Annotated in this window: 14 protein-coding genes, 1 pseudogene and 2 riboswitches; of the genes and pseudogenes, 10 read left to right on the top strand and 5 right to left on the bottom strand. The window is 72.6% G+C overall.

Translation table 11 applies throughout. The annotated features are described in order from the left end of the window. Nucleotides 1–109: 109 nt before the first annotated feature. Complete coding sequence (locus FV242_RS27875) at nt 110–427, bottom strand: hypothetical protein (protein ID WP_147941205.1); 318 nt, start codon at nt 425–427, stop codon at nt 110–112. Nucleotides 428–592: 165 nt separating this feature from the next. Here FV242_RS27875 and argE point away from each other — a divergent pair, with 165 nt between their 5' ends. Beyond that, nucleotides 593–1,777 (top strand): acetylornithine deacetylase, encoded by a 1,185-nt coding sequence (argE, locus tag FV242_RS27880; RefSeq protein WP_147941206.1) that lies wholly within the window; start codon nt 593–595, stop codon nt 1,775–1,777. A gap of 190 nt (nt 1,778–1,967) precedes the next feature. Continuing rightward, entirely contained in the window at nt 1,968–2,435 is a 468-nt protein-coding gene (locus tag FV242_RS27885; RefSeq protein WP_147910808.1) for a DoxX family membrane protein, read from the top strand. A gap of 64 nt (nt 2,436–2,499) precedes the next feature. Here FV242_RS27885 and FV242_RS27890 read toward each other — a convergent pair whose 3' ends face one another. Next, complete coding sequence (locus tag FV242_RS27890; RefSeq protein WP_147941207.1) at nt 2,500–3,105, bottom strand: glutathione S-transferase; 606 nt, start codon at nt 3,103–3,105, stop codon at nt 2,500–2,502. A 79-nt stretch (nt 3,106–3,184) separates the two neighbouring features. After that, nucleotides 3,185–3,436 carry a hypothetical protein gene (locus tag FV242_RS27895; RefSeq protein WP_147941208.1) on the bottom strand — a complete coding sequence of 84 codons (252 nt, stop codon included), beginning with the start codon at nt 3,434–3,436 and terminating at the stop codon, nt 3,185–3,187. 351 nt (nt 3,437–3,787) lie between these two features. Between FV242_RS27895 and FV242_RS36165 the strand changes: the two genes are divergently transcribed. Continuing rightward, nucleotides 3,788–3,922 carry a hypothetical protein gene (locus tag FV242_RS36165; RefSeq protein WP_281407109.1) on the top strand — a complete coding sequence of 45 codons (135 nt, stop codon included), beginning with the start codon at nt 3,788–3,790 and terminating at the stop codon, nt 3,920–3,922. Here FV242_RS36165 and FV242_RS27900 read toward each other — a convergent pair. Beyond that, a pseudogene (locus FV242_RS27900) lies at nt 3,906–4,355 on the bottom strand (GFA family protein). The gene FV242_RS36165 and the pseudogene FV242_RS27900 sit on opposite strands and share 17 nt — an antisense overlap. 393 nt (nt 4,356–4,748) lie before the next feature. Here FV242_RS27900 and FV242_RS27905 point away from each other — a divergent pair. Then, nucleotides 4,749–5,087 carry a carboxymuconolactone decarboxylase family protein gene (locus FV242_RS27905; RefSeq protein ID WP_147941209.1) on the top strand — a complete coding sequence of 113 codons (339 nt, stop codon included), beginning with the start codon at nt 4,749–4,751 and terminating at the stop codon, nt 5,085–5,087. Nucleotides 5,088–5,152: 65 nt separating this feature from the next. Here the strand turns inward: FV242_RS27905 and FV242_RS27910 are convergent, their stop codons facing one another. After that, nucleotides 5,153–5,488: a hypothetical protein gene (locus FV242_RS27910; RefSeq protein WP_147910501.1), complete on the bottom strand. Its 336-nt coding sequence runs from the start codon at nt 5,486–5,488 to the stop codon at nt 5,153–5,155. A gap of 146 nt (nt 5,489–5,634) precedes the next feature. Beyond that, nucleotides 5,635–5,738, top strand: a riboswitch (glycine riboswitch). Between the two features lie 3 nt (nt 5,739–5,741). Further along, nucleotides 5,742–5,854, top strand: a riboswitch (glycine riboswitch). Nucleotides 5,855–5,922: 68 nt separating this feature from the next. Here FV242_RS27910 and FV242_RS27915 point away from each other — a divergent pair. The 6 genes from FV242_RS27915 to FV242_RS27945 all read left to right on the top strand — a co-directional run bounded on the left by FV242_RS27915 (nt 5,923) and on the right by FV242_RS27945 (nt 13,579). Further along, nucleotides 5,923–7,197: a D-amino acid dehydrogenase gene (locus tag FV242_RS27915; RefSeq protein WP_147941210.1), complete on the top strand. Its 1,275-nt coding sequence runs from the start codon at nt 5,923–5,925 to the stop codon at nt 7,195–7,197. A gap of 203 nt (nt 7,198–7,400) precedes the next feature. Continuing rightward, the gene (locus FV242_RS27920; RefSeq protein WP_147910505.1) at nt 7,401–8,534 is read left to right on the top strand and encodes a pyridoxal-phosphate dependent enzyme; all 1,134 of its coding nucleotides are present in this window, start codon (nt 7,401–7,403) and stop codon (nt 8,532–8,534) included. A gap of 54 nt (nt 8,535–8,588) precedes the next feature. Continuing rightward, entirely contained in the window at nt 8,589–9,710 is a 1,122-nt protein-coding gene (locus tag FV242_RS27925) for a DSD1 family PLP-dependent enzyme (protein ID WP_147941211.1), read from the top strand. A 146-nt stretch (nt 9,711–9,856) separates the two neighbouring features. Next, entirely contained in the window at nt 9,857–10,786 is a 930-nt protein-coding gene (locus FV242_RS27930; protein WP_147941212.1) for an ornithine cyclodeaminase family protein, read from the top strand. Nucleotides 10,787–10,834: 48 nt separating this feature from the next. Next, complete coding sequence (gene cobF, locus FV242_RS27935; protein ID WP_147941213.1) at nt 10,835–11,602, top strand: precorrin-6A synthase (deacetylating); 768 nt, start codon at nt 10,835–10,837, stop codon at nt 11,600–11,602. Between the two features lie 285 nt (nt 11,603–11,887). Continuing rightward, nucleotides 11,888–13,579, top strand: a complete 1,692-nt coding sequence (locus FV242_RS27945) for a DEAD/DEAH box helicase (RefSeq protein WP_147910496.1) — start codon at nt 11,888–11,890, stop codon at nt 13,577–13,579. Nucleotides 13,580–14,457 lie beyond the last annotated feature (878 nt).

Genomic DNA, 14,457 nt, shown 5'->3' on the forward strand with positions numbered 1-14,457 from the left:
GGGTGATGGCGGGCATCGCGGATCCTCGCAAGCGGTCTTCTCGGCGGCACCCCGTGGAGGGGCGGGGGCGGCGGTTCGGCGTCAGCGCGCGTCGAAGCCAGGATTGGTTCTAGAAACCGGGCCCGGCCCCCGGGATCGTACCGCCGTAGCCCCAGCCGGTGAACGGTGGGGCCGCGACCCGCTCCCGGCTGGCCGGGGGCAGGGCACGCCCCGGGGGGCGCGGTTGCTGCCAGACCCGCCAGCCCCGGAGCCGGTCGCGCGCGGCCATGCGGGCCAGCGTCATGTCCATGTCGGACGCCGCCCGCAGATCGGACGCCGCCCGGTGGTGCGGTTCCCTCGGCCGCGGGCGGGCCTCGGCCGGGGCGATCGTCAGAAGCAGCGCCGCCGGCAGCAGGGCCGCGCGGATCGGGGCGGGCGCGGGGCGCATGGTGTGGGCTCGGGCTGTGCGGAGCGCGACGGCGCTGTCTCCGCCGCCTACGCCGCTGCGGGCCTCCGGTTCCGGGGCGATCCCGGGGGCAGGGCGGTTTTCGCGGGTCCGGAATCCGCGAAAACCCTTTAGGATGCCCTCACCCGAGACGATGCGAGCCGCCCGATGCCGATCCCCGCCCAGAACGCCCCCGCGCAGGATCCGGTCGCGCTGCTCAAGACCCTCGTGGCCTTCGACACGGTGAGCGCCCGCTCGAACCTGCCGCTGATCGACTGGGCGGAAGGCTATTGCCGCCGCCACGGCGCCGCGGTCGCGCGCGTGCCCGACGCCACCGGGGCGAAGGCGGCCCTGCTCGTGAGCGTCGGCCCGTTCGAGACGCGACCGGGCTACGTGCTCTCCGGCCACAGCGACGTGGTGCCGGTCGAGGGCCAGCCCTGGTCGTCGGACCCGTTCGTCCTGCGGGAGGAGGCGGGCCGGCTCTACGGGCGCGGCACCTCCGACATGAAGGGGTTTCTCGCGGTCTGCCTCGCGCTGCTGCCCGAGATGGCGGCGGCGGAGCTCGCGACCCCGCTCCACCTCGCGATCTCGTACGACGAGGAGGTCGGCTGCCTCGGGGTGCGCCCGCTGATCGCCCGGATGCTGGAGCGGGGACCGCGCCCGCTGGGCTGCTTCGTCGGCGAGCCCACCGGCATGGACGTGGTGGTCGGGCACAAGGGCAAGTCCGCCTCCCGCCTCACCTTTCGGGGCAAGGCCAGCCACTCGGCCCTGGCGCCGGCGGGCGTCAACGCGGTGGAATACGCCGCTCGCTTCATCGAGCATGTCCGGCTGTCCGCGGAGGCGATCGCCCGGGACGGCGCCCGCGATCCGCTCTACGACGTGCCCCACACCACCGGCCTGTCGAGCGTGGTCCGGGGCGGCTCGGCGCTCAACATCGTGCCCGACAGCTGCAGCGTGGAGTTCGAGTACCGGGCGATCGGGTCCGACGATGCCGGGGCGCTGGCGGCGGCCGCGATCGCCTACGCCACCGACACCCTGGCGCCGCTGATGCGGGAGACGGACCCGGCCTGCGGCGTCGATGTCGAGCCGCTGATCGACTATCCCGGCCTCGACACCGACCCGGAGGCGGAGATCGTGACGCGCGCCAAGCGGCTGGCCGGGCGCAACGGGCACGGCAAGGTCTCCTACGGCACGGAGGGCGGGCTGTTCGAACGGCTGGGCGGCGTGCCGGCGGTGGTGATCGGCCCGGGATCGATCGGCCGGGCCCACAAGGCCGACGAATACGTGACCCGGGACGAGCTCGCGGCCTGCGCGGACTTCGTCCGGCGGCTGATCCGGGACTGCCGGGTCTGAGAGGCTTCGACGTCTGGCGCGGCCTTCGACGCGCGTCGTCTACGAAGGGTCCACGACGTCTGCGGCGGTCCGGCCACCCCGCGTGGCATCCTGCGAAGAAACGCCCGCCACGAACGAGAAACCTTTGCGCCGCTCGCGGTTTGGATGGGCGGCGGGCCGCGAGGCCGGATCGGGAATCGGCGAGAAGCGCATGGCCAGCCTCAGCGTCGCGATCGCGTTCGGCGTCCGCCTGCTCTTGGTGCTGCTGTTCCTGCCGTTCAGCGCCCTCGACAAGATTCTCAACTTCAAGGGCGCGGTCGGCCAGGCCCGGCAGGCGGTGCATGCCACCGGGCCGGCGACCCTGCTGATCCTGATCGGGCTCTGCGTCGAGATCGGGATGTCGCTGTGCGTCCTGACCGGCACCGCCGACCGGGCGGCGGCCTTCGTGCTCGCCGGCTATTGCGGCGTCACCGCGCTGCTGTGGAAACAGTTCTGGGCGCCCGGCGACTTCTGGGCAGGCGGCGAGGGCCGCGCGTTGTTCTGGGACTTCTTGAAGAATTTTGCGCTGGCCGGAGGTTTTTTGCTGATCACCTTCGGGACGGGCGCCGGGACGGTCCAGGATTTCTTCGCCGACCCGCTCGCCTCGTCGCACCCCTACGCGGTCCAGGCCCGGCCATGAGATCCGGGATCCCAAAGGACCCACGGCCCTTTGGCGGGGTACTGGGGCGCGCAGCCCCGAGACGTCAGCCCTGCGGTACGGTGGCGACCATCGAGGGCCGGCCCTCGAACACCGCGTACCAGGCGGCGGTGGCGGGGCGGCCGTCGCGCCAGGCGAGGTCGGGGAAGCGCAGGTCGAGGTAGCCGACCGCGCAGGCCAGTGCGACCGTGCCGATATCGAGCGCCGGCATGTCGGCGACCAGGGTCTCGAACCGGTCCAGCGCGGCCGTGATCTTGGCCACCTGCCCGGCCTCCCAGGCCGCCCAGCGCTGCGCCTCCGGGCGCAGGACCCGCTCGTAGCGGGTGAGCAGGGCGGCATCGAGCAGGCCGTCGGCGAGCGCCTGCCGGGTGAGCGCGTCCCAGCGCGCCGGACCCTCGGGGAACAGGCGCGGACCGGCCGACAGGCCGTCGAGATACTCGCAGATCACCCGGCTGTCGTAGAGGACGGTGCCGTCCTCCAGGACGAGGGCCGGGATCTTGCCGAGCGGGTTGTGGGCGGCGACCTCGGGGGAGGGACCGGTCGGGGAGCCTCCGGCGACGGTGACGGCGATCCTGTCGATCAGCCCGGTCTCGTGGGCCAGCACCAGCACCTTGCGGGCATACGGGGAGGCGGGGGAGTAGAGGAGCTTCATCGGACCGTCCCGGTTCGTGGCGACGCATCTGGTCATGCCACGCAGACCTCGCATCGCTGCCCGCCGGAATCCAGCCCCGTCAGACCTTCCTGGACATCCCGGAGCCGGCATGCACCACCCGGCCCCGCACCCGGCCCTGGCGCTTGGACTGCCGGTGCGCCCGCCAGACGAGGATGCCGGTGGCGAGCCGGTCCAGCAGGAGCAGGGACAGGCTGCCGATGATCGCGAGCACGCAGACGGCGCCGATCACGACGCCCCAGATCCCGGGGGCCGGGATGATCATCAGGCACAGCAGGCCGAACACCGCCGCCCCGGGGATCCATCGTGCCATCGTGCCGCCTGTCTTCGATAAGGGTCTCCCCTCTTGGGTGAGGCCCGGAAAAAAGGCATTGATGTATGTTTTAATCTCTATTTGCCGATCGTTGTGCTTGAAAGCATGGTTTAAATTCGATCTATTTTTTTAATTACAGATCTCATTCTCGTCTCGAGCCGTTTCGGCTCAACCGAGGCCGCGAGCCGGCCTTCCGGGGAGCGCGCGGGCTGCCCCGGAGCGTGCCGCCAGGGCCAGGGGGCCAGAGCCAGGGCCAGAGCCAGGGCCAGAGCCAGGGCCAGAGCCAGGGCCAGAGCCAGGGCCAGGGTGCAGGGCAGGGGCCTCCGGAGGATTTCGGCGCCCTGGCGGCGCATGACTGCATCGGGATCCTGCGCGGCCGCCGCCTGGGCCGGGCTCGGCCTCGCGGAATTGCCGCTGTGGCTGGCGATCGACGCCCGCGCGGCCGGGCTGCCGGCCGCGCGGGAGCCCTTTACGCCGCCGGGATGAACCGCAGCGTGCCGGCCCGGCGGGTCGGCTGGCCGGTGTCGCTGGTGTGGTTGACCCCGTCCATGACCGGCACCGCGGGGAAGTCGAACGGGCTGACCCCGTCGAGGCAGGCCACGTTCACGGCTTAGAGGTTTTGGTTCGAGCGCCGCTGGTGGTGGGTGTAGATCCCGCAGCGGGAGCAGAAGAAGTGCTCCGCCGTCCCGGTGTGGAAGCGGTAGCGGGTCAGAGCCTCCGCGCCCGCCAGGATCTCGACCCCGCCGGCCTCCGCCATGGCGACGACGGCGCCGCGCATCCGGCAGTAGGAGCAGGTGCAGCGGCGGATCGAATCGAAGCCGTCGCCGAGGGGCGCCCGGAAGCGCACCGTGCCGCAATGGCACTGGCCGGACCGGATGGTGGCCCGGCTGGTGGCTTGGTCGGTGACTTGGTCGGTCATGGCGCCTGTCCTGTTCCGATCGCCGCCGGGCCCGGTCCGGCCGGGCGCCTGCCTCCGGCGACCGCCCTCGCCGTTGCGCCGGGGGTAGCCCCGGGATCCGGGCCGGACAATCCCTGAAAAGCGCGCGCGTCGCGTGAGGAAAATGCACGCGGGGACCCCCGATCCAAGCTGCGCTGCCAGGTTTTCCGCGCTTCCGGGTTTTCCGCGCTTCCGGGTTTTCCGCGCTTCCGGGTTTTCCGCGCTTCCGGGTTTGCCGCGCTTCCGGGTTTGCCGAGGGCAGGGACGCGGATTGCCATCCCGGCGTTTCTTGAATACCTACTAGTTGGTAGGTGGCACGGGCGGTGCCGCTGCGGCAACGGCTCCCGAGAGAGCCGCGTTCGGAGGAACGCCGAGATGGAGAATTGGAACGGTTACCGGGGCGAGCTGATGGCCACGCTGGGTCAGATGGGCCAGATCAGCCCGGACCTGCTGCACGCCCACGATAAGCTGGCCTCGGCCCAGCCGAAGGTGCCGCAGCTCGACGCCAAGACCCGGGAGCTCATCGCCCTCGCGGTGGCGGTGACGACCCGATGCGACGGCTGCATCGCCTTCCACACCGACGCCGCCCGGAAGGCCGGTGCGACCCAGGAGGAGATGGTCGAGGCGCTGGGCGTCGCCGTCGCGCTGAATGCCGGCGCGGCGTTGGTCTACAGCGCCCGGGCCTTCGACGCCTTCACACGCGATCCGGGCTGAGCGGCCCGCGACCGGGGTGCCCCCGCGCTGCCGCGGGGGCACCCCGGACCCGGCCGTCGCGCGCCCTATCCCGCCACGTCGAGGCTGCGGGCCTCGCTCACGAGGTGATAGAACCGGCCGTCGAACATCTGCATCACCGCCTCGGTGGCGGCGTGGGATTCCGGCCGGATCGACGAGGCCAAGCAGGCGTCGAGCGCCGCCTGATCGGGAAAATCCATCTCCAGGATCATGGCGATCGGCCGCGCGTCGGCATCCTTGGAGACCAGGCGCTGCACCCGCACCGCTGTGACCCCCGGGAAGCGCCGCCAGAACGGCTCCAGCTCGTCCCGGACCCGGCGGAAGAACGCATCGTCCTGGCCGTCGCGCACCGTGCCCTCGTAGATCGCGGTCCTGGTCAGCATCGGGCGTCTCCCCACGTTTCGAGCGGTCAACCGGCCAGCGCCGGGTTCGCTCCCGCCGGGTGACAGCGCGGCCGCGCTGTCCGTCCGGGCGATTGCGCCGGCCTTCACCCGGGCCGGCGAATCGGGGTAACGAATCCTCAGCCCATCGCGACGATGCGGGAGAGACCGGGATTCACCCACCAGAGGGGGGCCCGGCGCCGACGGAGCAACCGCCCCGGAAACTCTCAGGCACCGGAACCGTGTCGTCAGGGCGATCTGGAGAGCGGTGCAGCGGATCGTTTCGGTCCGTGGGCACCCGCCGAAGGGGACGTCCGCGCCAGCCTCGCCAGGGCCGGCCGGATCAAACTCTCAGGCACCGGGACAGATGGGGCGCGAAAACCGGCCGACCCGCGAGGGAAGGCCTCATCGCGTCCGCACGTCCCGGAGACCCCATCATGACCCACATCGCCATCATCGGCGCCGGCATCACCGGCGTGACCACCGCCTACGCGCTCGCCCGGCGCGGCTACGACGTCACCGTCCTCGACCGGCAGCGCTACGCCGCCATGGAGACCTCCTTCGCCAACGGCGGCCAGCTCTCGGCCTGCAACGCCGAGGTCTGGAACAAGCTCTCCACCGTGCTCCACGGCGTCCAGTGGATGATGCGCCGCGACGCGCCGCTGCTGATGAACCCGGCCCCGTCCTGGCACAAGCTGTCCTGGATGGCGGAGTTCATGCGCGAGATCGCCCATTACCGGCAGAACACCGTGGAGACCGTGCGGCTGGCGCTCAAGGCGCGCACCGCCCTGTTCGCCATGGCCGAGGCCGAGGGCATCGACTTCGACCTCAAAACCCGCGGCATCCTGCATTTCTACCGGGACCGGGCGAGCTTCGAGAAGGCGCACGCCGTCAACGCCCTGCTGCGGGAGGGCGGGCTCGAGCGCGACGCCGTGACCCAGGAGGAGATCCGGGCGATCGAGCCGACGCTCGCCGGATCCTACGCGGGCGGCTTCTTCACGCCCTCGGACGCCACCGGCGACATCCACAAGTTCACCCGGGGCCTGGCGGCCGCCTGCGCCCGCAGCGGCGTCCGCTTCGTCCACGACGCCAGCGTCGAGACGATCGCGGCCGGGGCGGGGGGCTACGCCATCGGCTGGCGCAGAACCGATCAGCTGGCGGACCGCCCGGCCGGCGCCCCAGAGGCCCTGCGCGCCGACGCGGTGGTGATCTGCGCGGGCTGCGCCAGCCGGCGCTTCGCCGCGATGCTCGGCGACCGGGTCAACGTCTACCCGGTGAAGGGCTACTCGATCACCGTGAACCTGTTGACCCCGGAGGCGCAAGCTGCGGCCCCGGAGGTCAGCATCCTCGACGAGGCGGCCAAGATCGTCACCAGCCGGCTCGGCGACGCGCGCCTGCGGGTCGCCGGCACCGCCGAGTTCAACGGCTTCAACCGCGACATCCGGCACGACCGGGTGCAGCCGCTGATCGACTGGACCCGGGAGCAGTTCCCGCTGGTCGACACCGACCGGGTGGTGGCCTGGAGCGGCCTGCGGCCGATGCTGCCGAACATGCTGCCCAAGGTCGGGCGCGGCCGCCGGCCCGGCGTGTTCTACAACACCGGCCACGGCCATCTCGGTTGGACCCTCTCGGGCGCCACCGCCGAACTCGTCGCCGAGGCGGTGGCCGCCGAGCACGCCCCGGAGGCCGCGGGCCTGCCGCTCGCCGCCTGATGCGGCGTCGAGGTCCGGGGCTCCCAAAGGGCCAGCCCTCTGGCGGGTGATCAGGGCGGCGCCCCGATGGGGGTGGGGGCTCCGCGCCGCACCCAACAGGATCCCGGACGTCCCACGGCCGACGTGCCAAGCCGGATTATTATGTATACACTACCCGAGCCGCCCCGGATCCCCGAGCCGTGATGCGCATGCCTGCTCCCGATATGCCGCCTGCCTATATCGACCCCGCCACCGGGGCCTCCTATCCGATCGAGGTCCCGCGCTGGCGCGGCGATTCGGGCGGTCCGCTGATGATCTCGCCGCTGCCCGGGATCGACCGGGGGCAGATCGACACCGGCCAGCGCTCGCTCTGGCGGTACGGTGCGGCGCTGCCGGTGGCGGTCAAGGATCCGGTCTCGCTGGGGGAGGGCTGCACGCCGCTGGTGCGCCGGCCCTGGCGGGGGCGGCACGCCCATTTCAAGCTCGAATGGTTCGCCCCCTCGGGCAGCTTCAAGGATCGCGGCGCCTCCGTGATGCTGTCGATCCTGCGCCAGCAGGGCATCGACGCGGTGCTGGAGGATTCGTCCGGCAACGGCGGCGCCGCGGTGGCGACCTACGCGGCCGCGGCCGGGATGCGGGCCAAGATCCTGGTCCCGGCCTCGACCTCGCCGGCCAAGACCGTGCAGATGCGCGCCGCCGGCGCCGAGGTCGAGCTGATCCCCGGCACCCGCCAGGACACCGCGGACGCGGCCATCCGGCAGGCCGACACGATCTTCTACGCCAGCCACAACTGGCAGGCGCATTTCCTCCAGGGCACCAAGACGCTGGCCTACGAGCTGTGGGAGGATCTGGGTTTTTCCGCCCCCGACGCGGTGATCATCCCGTGCGGGGCGGGCAGCAACGTGCTCGGCTGCGACATCGGCTTCTCGGAGCTGCTGCGCCGGGGCGCCATCGCCCGGCTGCCCCGCCTCTACGCGGTGCAGCCGGCCCGGTGCGCGCCCCTGCATGCCGGCTTCCAGGCCGAGGCCGAGGATTTCGTGCCGGTGACCCCGGGCCCGACTCTGGCCGAGGGCGCCTCCATCGCCCAGCCGGTGCGCGGCCGGGCGGTGCTGGCGGCGCTCCGCCGGTCCGGCGGCGGCACCGTGGCGGTGTCCGAGCCGGCGATCGAGGCGGCGCTGATGGAGCTCGCCCGGTCCGGCCTCTACGTCGAGCCGACCTGCGCGATGGCGGCGGCGGCGCTGACCGACCTGACCGCCAGCGGCGCGATCGGGCCCGACGAGACCGTCGTGGCGGTGCTCACCGGCACCGGCATCAAGGCGACGCCGCGCATCGCCGAGCTTTTGGGTCTCGCCCCGTGAGCCGCTGACGTGACCACGACGCCATAAACACGCGACGACCAGGAGGAAAAACCCATGCGCAACAATATTCCCGCCCGCGTCGGCATGCCGGTGGATGCGATCGACACCCCCTGCCTGATGGTCGATCTCGACGCCTTCGAGCGCAACGTCGACAAGCTCGGCCGCTTCATGAAGGAGAACGGCCTGCGCCACCGCGCCCACGCCAAGACGCACAAGTCCTCCGACATCGCGACCGTGCAGATCGAGCGGGGCGGGGCCTGCGGGGTCTGCTGCCAGAAGGTCAGCGAGGCCGAGGCCCTGGTGAGCGCCGGCATCCGCGACGTGCTGGTGTCGAACCAAGTGGTCGCGCCCCAGAAGATCGAGCGCCTGGCCGCCCTCGCGAAGCGGGCGCGGGTGCTGGTCTGCGTCGACGACCTCGGCAATGTCGACGCCCTGTCGGCGGCGGCGGTCGCGTACGGCGTCACCCTCGAGGCCCTGGTGGAGATCGATGTCGGCGCCGGCCGCTGCGGCGTCGCCCCGGGCGAGCCCGCGGTGGCGATTGCGAAGAAAATCGCCGCCGCGCCCGGGCTGAAGTTCGCCGGGCTGCAGGCCTATCAGGGCCGGGCGCAGCACGTGCGCGACTACGACGAGCGCAAGGCCCTGATCCAGACGGCGATCAACGACACGAAGCGCACCGTCGACCTGCTGAAGGCCGAGGGGCTCGCGTGCGACATCGTCGCGGGGGCGGGCACCGGCAGCTTCGCCCTGGAGGGCGGCAGCGGCGTCTACAACGAGCTGCAATGCGGCTCCTACGTCTTCATGGACGCCGACTACCAGCGGGTGAAGGACGCGAGCGGCCAGCCGATCGGCGACTTCGAGAACAGCCTGTTCATCGTCACCTCGATCATGAGCAAGGCCAAGGCCGATGTCGCGATCTGCGACGCCGGCCTGAAGGCCCAGAGCATCGACAGCGGCTTGCCCCTGGTGTTCGGCCGGAGCGACGTGGAATACGTCAAGTGCTCGGACGAGCACGGGGTGATCAGCGATCCCGGCAACGTGCTCAAGCTCAACGACCGCCTGAAGCTGATCCCGGGCCATTGCGACCCGACCGTCAACGTCTACGACTGGTATGTCGGGGTGCGGGACGGCCGGGTCGAAGCGGTCTGGCCGGTGACCGCCCGCGGCATGACGTTGTGACGGGGGCTGTGCCGTAACGGGTTCCCAAAGGGCGAGCCCTTTGGCGGGTGCAGGGCAGAGCCCTGATTCATCACAGCAGGGCGCTGCCCTGCACCCGCAAAAGGTCGCAGACCTTTTGAAACCATGACTTTGGAGGTCTTCACGTCATGCGCTTCATCTCGGAAGAGGAATCCGCCGCCCTGGTCGATCACGCCCTGGCGTTCGCGGCGGCCCGGGAGGCGCTGATCGCCGCGGTCGCGCCCGGCACCACCCTGTTCCCGGCGGTGCTGGGGCACGGCTCGGAGCCGGCCAACCGGTTCTCGATCAAGTCGGGGGCGACCGCCGATTATGCCGGCCTGAAGGTCGGCTCGTTCTGGCCGGGCAACCCGGACCGAGGCCTGCCGCGGCACAATTCGGTGATCCTGCTGTTCGACCAGGATGTCGGCCGGGTCGACACGGTGATCGAGGCCGGCCGCGTCAACGCCTACCGCACCGCCGCCGCCGACGCGGTGGCGGCCAGCGTCCTGGCCCGGCCGGGTTCGACGGTGCTCGCCGTGTTCGGGGCCGGCAACCAGGCGGAATTCGAATGCGCGGCCTTGGCCCGGATCCTGCCGATCCGGACCGTGCTGGTGGTGGCGCGGGATCACGACAAGGTCGCGGGGTTTGCCGAGCGCCTGCGGGGGCAGGGGGCCGCGGTCGAGGTGCGGGCGGCCTCGGCGCAGGAGGCCTGCCGGGCCGCCGACGTGATCGTCACGGCGACGCCGGCCCGGGCGCCTCTGTTCGAGGCCGATTGGGTCCGCCCCGGCACCCATGTCGCCGCCATGGGGGCGGATGCCAAGGGCAAGCAGGAGCTGCCCCCGGCCCTGCTTGAGCGGGCGGCCCTCTATTGCGACCTGCCCGAGCAGTCGCGCATCATCGGCGAGTTCCAGCACGCCCCCGCGGCGGCGGAACTGCGGGCGATCGGCGCCGTGCTGGGGAGCGGGCAGGGGGCCCGGACCGACCCCGAGGCGATCACGGTGTTCGATTCCTCCGGCATCGCCCTCCAGGACCTGACCATCGCCCGGGCGATCCTCGCCAAAGCGGGCGGGCGCGGGTAGGGGACGCCGACGCCGGCCCTCCCCCGCCCCGGCGGAGGACAGCGCAGCATGCAGGACAGGCAGATCCGGGTCATCGGCATCGGCACGGGCGATCCCGAGCACCTGACCCTCCAGGCGGTGCGGGCACTCTCCGATGTCGATGCGGTGTTCGTGCTCGACAAGCGCGCCGAGACCGCCGACCTGGTGGAGATCCGCAAGCGGATCTGCGCCGCCCACATCTCAAGACCCCACCGGGTCGTCACCGTCGAGGATCCGCCCCGGGAGCGCCGCCCGGCCGATTACGGCGCCACGGTCGAGGCCTGGCACGCGGCCCGGGCCGAGCGGCTGGAGGCGGCGTTCGCGGCGGAGCTCGAATCCGGGCAGGTCGGGGCGATCCTGGTCTGGGGCGATCCGGCCCTCTACGACAGCACCCTGCGGATCCTCGACCGCATCGCGGCGCGCGGGCGCCTCGCCCTGCGCTGCGCCGTGATCCCCGGTCTCTCGAGCGTTCAGGTCCTGGCCGCCCGCCACGGCGTGCCGCTCAACGCCATCGGCGGCCCGGTGCTGATCACTACGGGGCGCCGCCTCGCGGCGGGCTGGCCCGGAGGGGCGGATGACGGGGCCGACAGCGTCGTGGTGATGCTCGACGGCGATCCGAGCTTCGCCGGCCTCGACCCGGAGTTGACGATCTACTGGGGCGCCTATCTCGGCAGCCCGGACGAGATCCTGGTCTCCGGCCGCCTCGGCACGGTCGGCGCCGAGATCCGGCGGGTCCGCGCGCAGGCCCGGGCGCGGCACGGCTGGATCATGGATATTTATTTGTTACGACGGCTCTGAGCGAGAGAGGCTGCGCGCCCCGGCCCCGGTGCTGCGCTGCGCTGCGCGCGAATATCCCAATTCCGTCCGTCATCCTGAGGTGCCGCGCAGCGGCCTCGAAGGAGCCCTCCAGGGATCGCGCGGCTGGCTGGAGCCCTCCTTCGAGGTCTCCGCTTCGCTTCGCCGCCTCAGGATGAGGGGGAGGATGGGAGGACCCGGGTCGAACACGCCCCGCGAGAACGCCGACCCCCTTGCGTGACCCCGCCGCCACGGACAAGACGGCCCGACCCGGCTAGACCCGCCGCCATGCTGCGCTTGCGGGACTACCAGCGCGCCAGCCTCGACGCGCTCGCGGCCGCCTGGGGGCGGGGAGGGGGCGACGCGGCGGCGCCCGGCCATCTGGTCGTGCTGCCCACCGGGGCCGGCAAGGCCCTGGTCATCGCCGCCCTCGCCCGGGAGGCGGTCACACAAAACCCCCTCGCCCGGGTGGCGATCGTCACCCACAGCCGCGAGCTCGTGGCCCAGAACTTTTCGGAGTTGACCCGCTACTGGCCGGAGGCGCCGGCCGGCATCTTCTCCGCCGGGCTCGGGCGCCGGGAGGCCGGCGCGCAGGTCCTGGTCTGCGGCATCCAGTCCGTGGCGGACCGGCTCGACGCGGTGGGCCCGCGCGACCTCGTGATCGTCGACGAGGCGCACCTGATCCCGCGGGCCGCCCACACCCGCTACGGCCGGTTCCTGGCCGGGCTGCAGGCGCTCGCCCCCGGGATGCGGGTGGCGGGCTTCACCGCGACCCCCTACCGGCTCGATTCCGGCCGCCTCGACGCAGGGGAGGGCCGCCTGTTTTCCGGGATCGCCTACGAGGCCGATACCGGCGACCTGATCCGCCGGGGCTTCCTGGCGCCGCTCGTGTCCAAGGCGACGCTCACCCAGCTCGACGTCTCCGGGGTCGGCCGGCGCGGGGGCGACTACATCCCGGCCGAGCTGGAGGCGGCGGTCAACCGCGACTGGATCACCCGGGCCGCCGTGGCGGAGCTGGCAGAATACGGGAGCGGGCGCCGGGCCTGGCTCGCCTTCTGCGCCGGCCTCGCCCACGCGGACGCCGTGCGCGACGCGGTGCGGGCCGAGGGGTATTCCTGCGAGACGGTCTCGGGGGAGACCCCCCGCCGGGAGCGCGACCGGATCGTGGCGGCGTTCCGGGCGGGCAAGATCCGCTGCCTGACCTCGGTGGGCGTGCTCGGCACCGGCTTCAACGCCCCGGAGGTCGACCTCGTGGCGCTGCTGCGCCCGACCCGCAGCACCGGCCTCTACGTGCAGCAGGTCGGCCGGGCGCTGCGCCGCGCCCCCGGCAAGGCCGACGCGCTGATCCTCGACTATGCCGGCCTGGTGCGGATGCACGGGCCGGTGGATTCCGTGACGGCCCTCAGCGCCGCCCAGGTGCTCGGCGGGGCAGGGGGGCTGCGCGCCAAGCCCTGCCCCGGCTGCGGCGCCCTGATCGCCCTGAACGCCTCCACGTGCGAGGCCTGCTGGACCGAGCCGGAAGACGAGGCCGACCCGGCCGCCCTGCACGACGCCGCGGCCGAAGACGAATTGCCGATCCTGTCGGCCGGGATCGTGCCGGCCTCGGAGCCCGCCGGCCCTGCCCCGGAGGCGGATGCGCCGTGGCATCCGGTGACGGACCTGACCCTGGAGGCGGCCCCGGACGGGCTCGATCTCGTGCTCGGCTGGCGGGACGGCGGTGCCGCGGCCGACTGGCGGGTGCGTCTGCGGCCCGGGCGCAGCGGCTACGAGCGGGAGAAGGCGGTGCTGTGGTGGCGCGGGCTCGGCGGCGGCCGCGACGCGCCGATGGATGCCGCCGGCTTCCTGGAGCGGGCCGAGGCCCTGGCCCGGCCGGCGGCGATCCGGATCCGGCCGGGCCGGCTGTCGGACCAGATCGAGTGCCGCGCCCAGGACGGCCGGATCTTCGCCGACCAGAGCCGGCTCGCCGGGCGCGCCGCGTGACGCCGCGGCAAGGGCAAGGGCGAGGCAAGGGCAAGGCAAGGGCAAGGGCAAGGGCAAGGGCAAGGCGCGGGCGCGGGGAGGGCGCTTCATGCAGGTTCCCCGGACCGCCCTCACCCGGATCTCGCCGATCCGACGCCGGTCAGCCGCGCTCCCGGCTGCTGGGCCGGCCGCCGTCGGTACCGAGAGGACGGAGCCGGCGATCGAGGCGTGCTCAGCCGGCCGCTGGCCCGGCCATCTGGCATGCCAGACCCCCTCACCCGACCGTCCCGACGCTGTTAGTTCCATAATATATCTTATGCGAACTCTGGATGGGGCTGCCGGGGCTGCTCCGGGTGGGGCCGATCCAGTCCGAGCCTGGGCCTCACCATCACGGTGACGGCCCCTGAACCGTGCCGGCTGCCGGCCTTGTGAGCGCGCCTCGCGAGTTGGTTTTGGCAGTTTGGTCTTGGTCGTTGGCCTTGGCCGTCCTGGGACGCGCGTCCTCGATCTGGCGGTCTCTGAGCCGACGGGGTTGGGCGCCACGCGGGGCCCCGTCGGGCCTCTGAGGCCGCCGACCGTGTGCCGCTCCGGTGGCACCGGCGCCGCGGCGAAGCCGCCGCCTGGATGAAGCGGCCCGGCGCGTGTCGTCGTGCCGGAGACCCGCGCGGCCGCATCAGCGCGGAACGGCCCGTACGGGGAGGGGCGGCCCGCATTCCGGCCGGACGCCCCTCCCCGCGGCTGCGTCAGCAATCCGACAAGGGCCGGGCCCCGCTCGGGTTCGAGCATCGTCCTGACGGGTAGAGGCCGGTGCCTCGGGATGGAGGCCCGGGATGGGGGCCTCGGATGGAGGGGCGGACGATCGGTCCGGGTGGCCGGCACGACCTGCGCCGGGGCGGGCG

It is taken from the genome of Methylobacterium sp. WL64 (assembly GCF_008039945.1).
Classification (GTDB): domain Bacteria; phylum Pseudomonadota; class Alphaproteobacteria; order Rhizobiales; family Beijerinckiaceae; genus Methylobacterium.

Bases quoted from the DNA above. Each gene is read 5' to 3' on its own strand.
- FV242_RS27925 (WP_147941211.1), top strand. From the start codon at position 8,589: ATGCGCAACAATATTCCCGCCCGCGTCGGCATGCCGGTGGATGCGATC.
- FV242_RS27895 (WP_147941208.1), bottom strand. From the start codon at position 3,436: ATGGCACGATGGATCCCCGGGGCGGCGGTGTTCGGCCTGCTGTGCCTG.
- FV242_RS36165 (WP_281407109.1), top strand. From the start codon at position 3,788: ATGACTGCATCGGGATCCTGCGCGGCCGCCGCCTGGGCCGGGCTCGGC.
- FV242_RS27890 (WP_147941207.1), bottom strand. From the start codon at position 3,105: ATGAAGCTCCTCTACTCCCCCGCCTCCCCGTATGCCCGCAAGGTGCTG.
- FV242_RS27915 (WP_147941210.1), top strand. From the start codon at position 5,923: ATGACCCACATCGCCATCATCGGCGCCGGCATCACCGGCGTGACCACC.
- cobF (WP_147941213.1), top strand. From the start codon at position 10,835: ATGCAGGACAGGCAGATCCGGGTCATCGGCATCGGCACGGGCGATCCC.
- FV242_RS27905 (WP_147941209.1), top strand. From the start codon at position 4,749: ATGGAGAATTGGAACGGTTACCGGGGCGAGCTGATGGCCACGCTGGGT.
- FV242_RS27910 (WP_147910501.1), bottom strand. From the start codon at position 5,488: ATGCTGACCAGGACCGCGATCTACGAGGGCACGGTGCGCGACGGCCAG.
- FV242_RS27920 (WP_147910505.1), top strand. From the start codon at position 7,401: ATGCCGCCTGCCTATATCGACCCCGCCACCGGGGCCTCCTATCCGATC.
- FV242_RS27885 (WP_147910808.1), top strand. From the start codon at position 1,968: ATGGCCAGCCTCAGCGTCGCGATCGCGTTCGGCGTCCGCCTGCTCTTG.
- FV242_RS27945 (WP_147910496.1), top strand. From the start codon at position 11,888: ATGCTGCGCTTGCGGGACTACCAGCGCGCCAGCCTCGACGCGCTCGCG.
- argE (WP_147941206.1), top strand. From the start codon at position 593: ATGCCGATCCCCGCCCAGAACGCCCCCGCGCAGGATCCGGTCGCGCTG.
- FV242_RS27875 (WP_147941205.1), bottom strand. From the start codon at position 427: ATGCGCCCCGCGCCCGCCCCGATCCGCGCGGCCCTGCTGCCGGCGGCG.
- FV242_RS27930 (WP_147941212.1), top strand. From the start codon at position 9,857: ATGCGCTTCATCTCGGAAGAGGAATCCGCCGCCCTGGTCGATCACGCC.